The sequence below is a fragment of the Ornithinimicrobium sufpigmenti genome (genome assembly GCF_004322775.1).
Lineage (GTDB): Bacteria > Actinomycetota > Actinomycetes > Actinomycetales > Dermatophilaceae > Ornithinicoccus > Ornithinicoccus sufpigmenti.
In genome coordinates this window covers 3,747,663-3,758,663 of record NZ_CP036403.1, presented here as the reverse complement: position 1 = coordinate 3,758,663, position 11,001 = coordinate 3,747,663, and the positions used below count along the sequence as shown (strand labels likewise).

10 protein-coding genes are annotated in these 11,001 nt (G+C 70.1%); all 10 read left to right on the top strand.

What is annotated here, in order from left to right:
• Positions 1–197: 197 nt before the first annotated feature.
• Complete coding sequence (locus ESZ52_RS17285) at positions 198–1,346, top strand: ABC transporter substrate-binding protein (protein WP_131106014.1); 1,149 nt, start codon at positions 198–200, stop codon at positions 1,344–1,346.
• A 129-nt stretch (positions 1,347–1,475) separates the two neighbouring features.
• On the top strand, positions 1,476–2,402 hold the full coding sequence (locus tag ESZ52_RS17280; protein ID WP_131106013.1) for a branched-chain amino acid ABC transporter permease: 927 nt from the start codon (positions 1,476–1,478) through the stop codon (positions 2,400–2,402).
• A complete protein-coding gene (locus ESZ52_RS17275; protein ID WP_131106012.1) occupies positions 2,399–3,388 on the top strand; it encodes a branched-chain amino acid ABC transporter permease in 990 nt (329 codons plus the stop codon). The genes ESZ52_RS17280 and ESZ52_RS17275 overlap by 4 nt, the downstream gene beginning before the upstream one ends.
• Positions 3,385–4,242: an ABC transporter ATP-binding protein gene (locus tag ESZ52_RS17270; protein WP_131106011.1), complete on the top strand. Its 858-nt coding sequence runs from the start codon at positions 3,385–3,387 to the stop codon at positions 4,240–4,242. Before ESZ52_RS17275 ends, ESZ52_RS17270 begins: the two co-directional genes overlap by 4 nt.
• The gene (locus ESZ52_RS17265; protein ID WP_131106010.1) at positions 4,232–4,942 is read left to right on the top strand and encodes an ABC transporter ATP-binding protein; all 711 of its coding nucleotides are present in this window, start codon (positions 4,232–4,234) and stop codon (positions 4,940–4,942) included. The genes ESZ52_RS17270 and ESZ52_RS17265 overlap by 11 nt, the downstream gene beginning before the upstream one ends.
• Positions 4,942–6,531: an oxidoreductase gene (locus ESZ52_RS17260; RefSeq protein ID WP_131106009.1), complete on the top strand. Its 1,590-nt coding sequence runs from the start codon at positions 4,942–4,944 to the stop codon at positions 6,529–6,531. Before ESZ52_RS17265 ends, ESZ52_RS17260 begins: the two co-directional genes overlap by 1 nt.
• Positions 6,532–6,581: 50 nt before the next feature.
• Complete coding sequence (locus tag ESZ52_RS17255) at positions 6,582–7,721, top strand: alpha/beta hydrolase (protein ID WP_131106008.1); 1,140 nt, start codon at positions 6,582–6,584, stop codon at positions 7,719–7,721.
• Positions 7,722–7,763: 42 nt separating this feature from the next.
• A complete protein-coding gene (locus ESZ52_RS17250) occupies positions 7,764–8,423 on the top strand; it encodes a GntR family transcriptional regulator (protein WP_131106007.1) in 660 nt (219 codons plus the stop codon).
• Between the two features lie 47 nt (positions 8,424–8,470).
• A complete protein-coding gene (locus ESZ52_RS17245; RefSeq protein ID WP_131106006.1) occupies positions 8,471–9,025 on the top strand; it encodes an NADPH-dependent FMN reductase in 555 nt (184 codons plus the stop codon).
• A gap of 57 nt (positions 9,026–9,082) precedes the next feature.
• Positions 9,083–10,969 (top strand): glycosyltransferase family protein, encoded by a 1,887-nt coding sequence (locus tag ESZ52_RS17240; protein ID WP_131106005.1) that lies wholly within the window; start codon positions 9,083–9,085, stop codon positions 10,967–10,969.
• The last annotated feature ends 32 nt before the right edge of the window (positions 10,970–11,001 follow it).

Here is an 11,001-nt window from a genome sequence, read left to right as displayed (position 1 = left end):
AGATAGTCGTATGCAAGGTAGTCGGGGAGTGCCGGATTGACAATGTTCCGAATTGCCCCTTGACGAGACGCCCGTCGTGGAGTTGTATACAACGAGGCTTGCCGCCCTGTGACAGAACGAGGTAGGCCGACGACCGCCCGCGCCGCGGCCCGGTCGCTTGTGCGTGGGCACCCACCGACAGTCAAAGGAGATAGGTGATGCGAGGTCGAATCCTGGTCGCGCTCGCGGCCGCAGGAAGTCTGATGCTGGCGGCCTGCGGTGACAGCGCGGACGACGACACGGCGGGGAACACGGGCGGTGGTGGCGGCGACTCCGAGGAGTACGTCGTCGTCTGGATCAACCCGCTGAGCGGCGCCTCTGCGGCCTTCGGCGAGGCCTCCCGCGGCGGCGTCGAGCTCGCCCTGCAGGACATCGCCGAGTCCGGCGGCATCAACGGCTCGGAGCTGGAGGTCCTCTTCGAGGACAACGAGCTGCAGCCCGAGGCCTCCATCACGGCCTACCAGCGCACCGCCGGCCGCAACCCCGTGACGGTGATGACGGCGGGCAGCTCGGTCGTGCTGGCGCTGGCGCCCCTGGCCGAGCAGGACGAGGTCATGCTCGCCAACATCGGCGCGCAGTCCCCGGCCCTCATCTCCCCGGACCTGCCGCAGGTCTACAACTTCATCCCGACCTCCGCGGCCGAGGCCGACCGGCTGGCGGACCGGCTGGTCGAGGACGAGGGCATCACCAAGGTGGCCACGCTCTCGGTCGACAACGACTACGGCAAGGACACCTCCGAGGCGTTCCACACGGCCTTCGAGGAAGCCGGGGGCACGATCTCGGCCCGCGAGATCCACGAGCTCGGCGGCACCGACATGCGCACCCAGCTGACGAAGATCAAGGCCAGCGACGCCGAGGCGGTCGTCTTCATCTCCAACGTCGGTGAGGTCGGGCACAGCGTGGCGCAGGCCGAGGAGCTCGGCATCGACCTGCCCCGCTACGGCTTCACCTACGCCCTCTCGCCGGACAACTTCGAGATCGCCGGCGACGCGATGGACGGCATGAAGGGCATCGCGGTCTCCTTCGTCAACGACAGCGAGAAGGCGCTCGACTTCGCCGAGCGCTACGAGGAGGCCTACGGCACCTGGCCCAACGTCACCGCCGCCGTCTCCTACGACGGCACGATGATCATCGCCGAGGGGCTGCGCGAGGTCGGCAACGACCGGCAGGCCCTCATCGACTACGTGGCCAACGTCGAGGGCCACGAGGGCGTCCTGGGCACGACCAACATGACCCCGGAGCGCCAGTCCGACTTCCCGCTCAACGAGTTCGAGATCGTCGACGGCGAGATCGGCACCTGGGAGTAAGCGGGCCCCTGCCGGCCCGGTGGTGGTGTCCCGCCACCACCGGGCCACCCCGGGCCCGTTCCGGGCCACCCCGGACCGCGCGGTTCTGGCCGGGGAACGTTCGACACGACTGAAGGGACGAGGGGACAGGTGCTCACAGACCTGCTGCTGACCGGCCTGCTGGACGGGGCCCGGATCGGCGTGGCCGCGCTCGGCTTCGCGCTGATCTTCTACACGACCAAGGAGCTGCACTTCGCGTACGGGGCGCTGCTCGCGGCCTGCGGCTACCTCTACTACTCGCTGGTCGTGGACCAGGGCCTGCCCGCCCTCGTGGCTGCCCCCATCGCGCTGGCGTTCGGCGCCGCGGTGGGCGCGGCCATCCAGCGCTGGCTCTACCGCAGGCTCGCCGACCACCTGGCGGTCCTGCTGTTCTCCTTCGGGATGGCGATCATCCTGGAGAACGTCCTGCACATCATCTTCGGCCCGACCGACAAGGTGCTGCCCGCCGGCCCGCTGACGCAGACCGTCTCGGTGCTCGGCACCCAGCTGCGGATGATCGACCTGGTCACGGTCGCGATCTTCCTCGTCGTCTTCGCCGGACTCTGGTACATGCTCGAGCGCAGGCAGATCGGCCTGGCCATCCGCGCCGTCATGCGCGACTCCACGATGAGCGACCTCGTCGGCATCCGCACCGGCCGCATCAAGGTCTTCGCCTACGCGCTGGGCTCGGCCATCGGCGCCACCGCCGGCCTGATCGCCGTCACCCGGGAGGGCGTGCGGCCCGGCTCCGGCTTCGACGTCATGCTCTTCGCCTTCATCGCCACCCTGCTGGGCGGCGGCAAGCTCAGCCACGTCGCCCTGTGGAGCGTGGTCCTCGGCCTGTTCATGGGCCTGGTGGCCTGGCCGTTCCCGACCGAGCTGCAGACACTCTTCGCCTTCTTCGCCATGCTCGCCTACCTCGTGGTCCGCAGCCTGGACCTGTCGAGCCTGCGCCGACGCCGGCCAGCCAGGCCAGCCAGGCCAGCCAAGCCCGACAAGCCCGCCAAGCCCGTCGACCGCACGGAGGTCTCGGCATGAACTACCTGCTCACCCTGGTCAGCTTCTTCTCCATCGGGATCATCCTGGCGATGTCGCTCAACCTGCTCATGGGCTACACCGGGCAGGTCAGCATGGCCCACGGCGGTTTCATGGGCATCGGTGCCTACACCGCCGCCTGGTTCGCGATCAACGCCGAGATCAACATGGTCTGGGCGATGTTCCTCGCCGCGGCAGCGGCCGCGCTCATCGGCGGGCTGTTCGCCCTGGCCACGGCCCGGATCAGCGGCGACGAGTTCATCCTGGCCTCCTTCGCGCTGCAGATGGTCATCGTCGAGGCGATCAGCCGGTGGACCGACGTGACGCGCGGCACCTACGGCCTCTCCGGCGTGCCCAAGCCCGAGCTGTTCGGCGAGCCGCTGCGCACGATCCAGCAGTTCTCCGTCTTCGCCGTGGTCGTCATGCTCATCTGCGCGGTCATCATGATGCGGATGGGCGGCTCCACCTACGGGCTGGTGCTGCGCGGCGTGCGCGAGAGCGTCCCGAGCATGCAGGCCCTGGGCCGCAACACCGCCCACGTGAAGATCCTCGTCATGGTCATCGCCTGCGCGTTCGCGGGCATCGCCGGCACGCTGCAGGCCTCGCTGGTCACCTTCATCCACCCCGACAGCTTCACGATCATGCTGTCGATCATCATCGTCGCCTACCTGCTGGTCGGCGGCCTGGGCAACATGTGGGGCGCCGCCGTCGGCGCGGTCATCCTGCTCTCCATCCCCGAGCTGATCGCGACCAGCGAGTTCATCCCGAGCAACCTGCTCGGCCCGATGGAGCGCGTGGTCTACGGCGTGATCCTCATGGGGTTCGTCTGGTTCCGCCCCAAGGGGCTCATCGCCGAGCGCCCGGTGCTGCGGGTCCAGCGCATGCTGCGCCGCGGCACCGTCACCGCGCCCGCCGCCGCCTCGGCCGGCGCAGCGTCCTCCTCGAGCGCCACCACCGGCTCGACCACCTCGACGGGAGAGACCCGATGACCGACCGCCCCATGCTCCAGGTCGAGCACGCCTCGGTCAGCTTCGGCGGCCTGCGCGCGCTCAAGGACGTGTCCATCGAGGCGCGCGAGGGCGAGATCACCGCCCTCATCGGCCCCAACGGTGCCGGCAAGAGCACCCTGCTGGGCGCCGTCTCCGGCTTCACCCGGCTCGACGAGGGCCGCGTCACCTTCCGCGGACGGGACATCACCGGTATGCGGCCGCACCAGGGGGTGGGGATCGGGCTCGCCCGGACCTTCCAGGACCTGGAGGTCATGCAGCGGCTCACCGTCGCCGAGAACGTCCTGCTCGGCTTCCCCGACCAGCCCGCGGAGAAGCTGTCCCGGCTCTTGTTTACCCCCTGGGTCGCCAACCGCACCCACCGGGAGAACGTGCAGAGGACCGTCGACCTGCTGCACTACGTCGGGCTGCTGGACCGGGCCGACACCCTGGCCTCCGACCTGTCCTACGGCGAGCAGAAGCTGCTCGTCGTTGCCCGGCTGCTGGCCACCGGCGCCGACATGCTGATGCTCGACGAGCCCGGCGCGGGTCTGCCCGACGTCAACCTGCACCAGATCGGCTCGGTCCTGCGCCAGTCCGTCGCGGACGGCCGGACCGTGCTGCTGGTCGACCACAACATGGACCTGATCATGAACTACGCCGACCGGGTCACCGTGCTGCACCACGGCCAGGTCATCGCCACCGGCACGCCCGCGCAGATCCAGGCCGACCAGAGCGTCATCGACGTCTACTTCTCCCGCAGCCACAGCGCGGAAGAGGCGGCGCAAGAGGCGGCCGACGACGACAGCCCCATCCTGAGCACCACCCCGGCGAACGGAGCGACCGATGCGTCTTGAGCTCACCGACGTGCACGCCGGCTACGGACGGCGCGAGGTGCTCTTCGGCATCTCGATGGCCGTCGAGCCCGGCTCGATCACCGTCATGCTCGGCACCAACGGGGCCGGCAAGTCCACCACGCTCAAGACGATCATGGGCGCGATCAAGCCGACGTCCGGCTCCATCACCTACGACGGGCGGGACACCGCCCGCGGCGCGGTCGCCGACAACGTCGCCCACGGCATGGCCGCCGTGCCCGAGGCCGGTGGCGTCTTCCGCGACTTCACCGTGCGGGACAACCTGCTGCTGGGCGCCTTCACCGTCAAGGACCCGGCGGTGCGCGAGGAACGGCTGGAGTCGGTCTACGAGCTCTTCCCCAAGCTGCGCGACCGGGTCAACCAGTCCGCGGCCACGCTCAGCGGCGGCGAGCGGCAGATGCTCGCGATCGGCCGGGCGCTGATGAGCGGACCGTCGTGCCTCATGCTCGACGAGCCCTTCCTGGGGCTGGCGCCCGTGGTCGTCGACGACGTCGTCGACTCCCTGGCCACGATCAACCGGGAGTCCGGGGTCACCCTCCTCGTCGTCGAGCAGAGCGTGCGCATCCTCGACATCGCCACCCACGCCTACGTGCTGCGCCTGGGCCGCATCCACATCGACGAGCCCAACCCGCGCTCGCTCGTCGACGACAGCGGCCGGCTCGAAGCCTCCTTCATCGGCTGATGACCGACTACCCGCACCTGCTCGCGCCGCTGTCGCTGGGCGAGCTGCGGCTGCGCAACCGGGTCGTGGTGACCGCGCACGTGACCAACTTCGGCAGCCACGAGCACCTGGCGACGCCGCGCACCGCGGCATACCTCGCCGAGCGCGCCCGGGGCGGGGCCGGGCTGATCGTCTCGGAGTCCCTGGCGGTGCACCCCACTGCCGGGCCCAACACCTTCTTCCTGCAGCTGTGGGACGACGCCGCGGTCGCGCCGCTGCGCGCGGTGACCTCGGCCGTCCGTGGACATGGCGCCGCGATCGTGGCCCAGCTCAATCACGGCGGGCGGGAGCACAACCCGCGGGTGACCCGGCGCCCGCTCGTGGCGCCCTCGCCGATCGCCTCGCCCAAGGGCGGGGAGGTGCCGCACGAGCTGACCGTGGAGGAGATCGAGGAGCTGGTCGACGCCTTCGCCGCGGCGGCGACCCGGGCGCTGGCCGCCGGCTTCCAGGGCGTCGAGGTCCACGCCGGGCACGGCTACCTCATCCAGCAGTTCCTCTCCCCGTGGAGCAACCACCGCACCGACGCCTACGGCGGCGACGTCGAGGGACGGATGCGCTTCCTCGTGGAGGTGCTGCAGACCGTGCGCTCGGCCCTGCCCCGCCCCACGGTCGTGGGGGTGCGGATCAGCGCCGACGAGTTCGCCCCCGGCGGCCTCGACGTCGAGGCGATGCGGGAGGTCTCCCGACGGGTCGAGCAGCTCGGCCTCGTCGACTACCTGTCGGTGAGCCAGGGCAGCTATGCCGACCCCGGCACCTTCATCCCGGATGCCAGCCACGGCCGGCTGCCGTTCGTGCACCTCACCCGGGCGATCCGCGAGGTGGTCGACCTGCCCGTGGTCGCCGTCGGCTCGATCGTCACGCCGGAGGAGGCGGAGTCCGTGCTGGCGGCCGGCACCGCCGACCTGGTCGGGATGACGCGGGCCCACATCAGCGACCCGCACCTGGTCCGCAAGGTCGAGGAGGGGCGCACCGAGGACATCCGGCAGTGCATCCTGTGCAACCAGGGCTGCTACGGCCGGCTCCTCACCGGTCTGGACATCAGCTGCGTGCAGAACCCGGCCGTCGGCCGCGAGCTCGACTGGCCGGAGTTCCCGCCGCCGCGTGCCGCGCACGCCCGCCGCGTCGTCGTGGTCGGCGGCGGTCCCGCCGGCCTGGAGGCCGCCTGGGTCGCGGCCGCCCGGGGACACCAGGTCAGCCTGCACGAGACGCAGGCGCACCTCGGCGGGCAGGTGCGCACCTTCTCCACCCAGGACGGGCACCGGGAATGGGCGCACGTGGTCACCTGGCGGGAGCGGATGCTGGCGCGGTATTGCGTGCAGGTGCACACCTCCTCCCGCGCCGACGCGCGGACCGTGCTGGCACAGGAGCCTGAGGTGGTCGTGGTCGGCACCGGTCCCGGCGGTACCGACCCAGGTGGCCCCGGCCTCGTCGCCGAGCTGCGCGCCCGGGCCGGCCCGGACCTGCGCATCCTCACCGTGGGCGACGCCGCCGCACCCCGCGACGCGCTCGCCGCCCTGACCGACGGGCACCGCGTCGGACGCGAGATCTGACACCCGCCTCATACCCCGCATACCCGCACGACACCCACGAAGGAAGCTCCATGACATCGCAGGAACTGCTGGCCATCCCGATGCCCACCGGTGGGCGGCTCGACGTCTACTCGGGCGTGGCGCGGCTGGCCGGCAAGCTGTGGGCCAGCTGCCACCGCGCCCAGAGGGGGAACAGCCGCACCGCGGTGCTCATCGTGCACCCGACCTCCAACTTTCTCGGCCACTACGCGCTGGAGCCGCTGGCCCGGCGCGGGATCACCGCGGTGGGGATGAACACCCGCTACCTGGGCAACGACAGCGCCCTCATCACCGAGAACTGCGTGCTCGACGTCGGCGCGGGTGTGCGCTACCTGAAGGAGAACGGCTTCGACAAGGTCGTGCTCATGGGCAACTCCGGCGGTGGCGGCCTCGTCTCGCTCTACCAGAGCCAGGCGGAGCAGCCGTCGATCACCGCGACACCGGCCGGTGACGCCCCCGACCTGACCCAGGCCGACCTGCCGAGGGCTGACGGCGTCATCTGCGCCATGGCCCACCCGGGACGGGCCTCCGTCTACACCGAGTGGCTCGACCCGGCGATCACGGACGAGGAGCGGCCGTTCGAGCGCGACCCCGAGCTGGACGCCTTCGATCCGCGCCACACCCGTCCCTACTCGCCGGAGTTCATCGAGCGCTACCGGGCCGCCCAGGTCGAGCGCAACCGCCGGATCACCGCGTGGGTGCGCGGCCAGCTCGCGGAGCTGGAGGCGCAGGGGGACGGCGTGCAGGACCTGCCGTTCACCGTGCACGGGACCTGCGCCGACCTGCGCTTCCTCGACGAGACCATCGAGCCCTCCGACCGCGAGCCGGGCACGCTCTGGGGCGACCCGTGGGTGGCCAACTTCCTGCCGGCCTCCCTCGGCCACAACACCAGCTTGCGCTCCTGGCTGAGCCAATGGAGCATCGACGACAGCAACGCCGACGGGCCGCACCACCTGGGCCGGGTCAGCGTGCCGGTGCTGGTGGCCTACGGCACCGCGGACAACGCCGCGTTCCCTGCCCACGGCAAGGCGCTCTATGCCGGCGTGCAGCACGAGGCCAAGGAGCTGTTCGAGATCGGCGGTGCCAACCACTACTTCAAGGGCCAGCCGGAGCTGCTGGAGCGGTTCGCCGACAAGGTGGTCGACTGGCTGGACACCCACGACCTGCGCTGAGGCGCGGGCCCGAGATGAGCACGACAAGGACGAGGAGCTGAGATGACCGCGCAGGAGATCCCGGAGTATGCCGAGGTGCACGACGCGGCGGAGCGCGCCTACCGCGCCGTGCTGTCGATGATCGTCACCGGTGAGGTGGCCGAGGGCTCCTGGCTGCGCGAGACGACGCTCGCCGAGCAGATCGGGGTCAGCCGCACGCCGGTGCGGCAGGCGCTGAACCGGCTGGCCGCCGAGGGAGCCGTCGAGCTCAAGCCGCACCGGGGCGCCCAGGTCGTCTCCATCAGCCCGGAGGAGGTCGACTCCCTCTACGACCTGCGGGCGCAGTTCGAGCCGCTGGCGACCAAGCTGGCCGTGCCGCGGATGCAGCCCGAGCACCTGGAGGAGCTGGCCGACCTCGCCGAGCAGATGGAGGCGCTGGTCGCCGAGCCGCAGACGGACGCCCAGGAGATGACGCGGCTCAACAACGCCTTCCACGCCGTCTTCATCCGGGAGGCGAGCAACCGGCACCTGGCGATGGCGATCCAGGCGGTCACCCGGCCGGTCTACGTCGCCCGCACCTTCCAGACCTACAGCCGCCACGGCCTGGTGCGCAGCATGCGCCACCACGCCGAGCTCATCGACGCCGCCCGCCACGGCGACGGCGACTGGGCCGAGGCGGTCATGCGCGCCCACATCCTGTCCGCCCGCCACGCCTCGGCGTGAGCACCTGAGCACCCCCGTACCGCACGAGCAGAAGAGGACCCAGAGGTATGAAGATCGGCATCGTCATCGGATCGGTCCGCGAAGGACGCCTCGGGGCCCAGGTCGCCCAGTGGGTCCACGAGCAGGCCCAGGGGAGAGAGACCAGCTACGAGCTGGTCGACCTCAAGGACTTCGACCTGCCGAACTACACCTCTCCGAAGGTGGCCGCGGCGGCGGGCAAAAAGTACGACGACGAGCGGGTCACCCGCTGGAGCCAGACGATGGACGCCTGCGACGCGTTCGTCTTCGTCACCCCGGAGTACAACCACGGCGTGCCGGGCAGCCTGAAGAACGCCTTCGACTGGATCTTCCCCGAGTGGTGGAGCAAGCCCATCGCCTTCGTCGCCTACGGCTCGGCCCTCGGGCTGCGGGTCATCGAGCACTGGCGGCTGATCGTGGCCACCGCCAACATGTTTGACATCAAGGCGCAGGTCACCTTCAGCACCGTCACCGACGTGCAGGACGGGCAGCTGCAGCCGACCGAGCGCCACGCCAGGGAGATCGGCGCGCTGTTCGAGTCCCTGGAGAGGTCGGCCGTCGCGATGAACCCGCTGCGAGGCTGAAACCCGCTCAGCTCGACCACCGCGTGACGGACCCGCGGCCCCGGTTAAGGTCGAAGCATGTCCCTCAACGGCCTGCGGACCGAGCTCTGGCACCTGCGCAGGGGAGGGGTCCAGCAATGGCGGCGTTACCGAGCCCGTCGCCGCATCCCTGCTCTGGGGCAGGGGGGTGCGGTCGCCACTCGTCCTGGGCAGGCCCGAGGTCAGCTGACCGAGGCTCCGGACATCCCCGAGTGGACGCTCCCGGAGCGGCCTCCGCGGCGAGGCCTCAAGGTCGGGATCATCGCTGACGAGTTCACCGAGCTGGCTCTGCGCTACGAGTGGGACCAGGTGCCCCTGGGGCGGGAGACCTGGCGTGAACAGATCGCGGACAAGCCGGTCGAGCTGCTCTTCGTCGAGTCTGCGTGGAACGGCAACGGTGGTTCGTGGAAGTACGCCCTCACCGGGTCCAAAGCCCCGTGGCCGGAGCTGCGAGAGCTGGTCGCCCACTGTCGTGAGCACGGCATACCGACCGTCTTCTGGAACAAGGAGGACCCAGTCCACTTCGAGGACTTCCTCAGCACCGCCGCACTCTTCGACTACGTGCTCACGACCGAGGGGGAGAAGGTCCCGGAGTATGTCGCGCGACTGGGGCACGACCGGGTCTTCGTCATGCCCTTCGCCGCGGCGTCGTGGATCCACAACCCCGTCCGCCTGCGCGCCGGGGCGAACCGGGACATCGCCTTCGGCGGGATGTATTACCAGCACAGGTTCCCGGCCCGGCGGGCGCAGATGGACCTGCTGCTGGGAGCGGCGATGGACGTCTCCCACCGGATGGAACGTGGCCTGGAGATTTTCTCCCGGTTCCTCGACACCGATGAGCGGTACCAGTTCCCGAAGCGGTTCGCGGACCGCGTCGTCGGTGAGCTGAGCTACCGGCAGATGCTGACCGCATACCGCGATTTCAAGGTTTTTCTCAACGTCAGCTCGGTGCCCGAGTCGACCACCATGTGCCCGCGGCGCATCTTCGAGATAAGCGCCTGCGCCACCCCCGTCGTGTCCACGCCGACCCCCGCCATCGACGCCTTCTTCGGCCGGGACGAGATGGTGACGGTCCTTGAGCCGCAGGAGGCGCAGTGGGCATTGCGCGCGCTGGTCCGCAACGACCAGTGGCGCCAGAGGATGGCGCACAAGGCGGCCCGGAGAGTGCTATCGGAGCACACCTACCGTCATCGCGTCGACGAGGTGCTGGACCTCGTAGACCTCGGCAAGCACCGGACCTCCGACCCGACCGTGAGCGTGGTGGTCTCCACCAACCGGCCGCACCAGGTGGACCACGTGCTGCAGCAGGTGGCGGCGCAGCAGGATGTGACCCCTCAGCTGGTGCTCGTCAGTCACGGCTTCACCCTGCCGCACTGGGTGAAAGGGCGCGCTCGCGAGCTGGGCCTGACCGACGTCGTGACGCACGAGGTCGACGCGGCGCTGACCCTGGGGGAGTGCCTCAACGCTGGGATCGCACGTGCCAGTGGCGACGTGGTCGCCAAGTTCGACGACGACGACCTCTACGGCCCGTATTACCTTGCCGACCAGCTCCGTGCCCTGGACTACAGCGGGGCAGACGTCGTCGGCAAACAGGCACATCACCTGCTCCTGAACGGGCCGGGCGTGCTGATGGTGCGTTTCCCGGAGAGGGAGCACCGGTTCACCGACATGGTCATGGGTCCGACCCTGATGATGCGTCGCGAGCTCGCGGTCCGTATGCCGTTCGCCGCCCGCACCCGCGGGGAGGACACACACTTCCTGCGGCGCGTGCTCCTCGCCGGCGGCCGGGTCTACTCGTCCGACCGGTACAACTTTATCCAGGTCCGCAACGACGAGGGGCACACCTGGGAGGCCACAGATGTCGAGCTGCTGGCCAACGGGGATGTCGTCGCCTACGGGGCGGGTGCGAGGCACGTCTTCGTGTGACCGTCCATCACAGGAGAATGGAGGAGGCGACA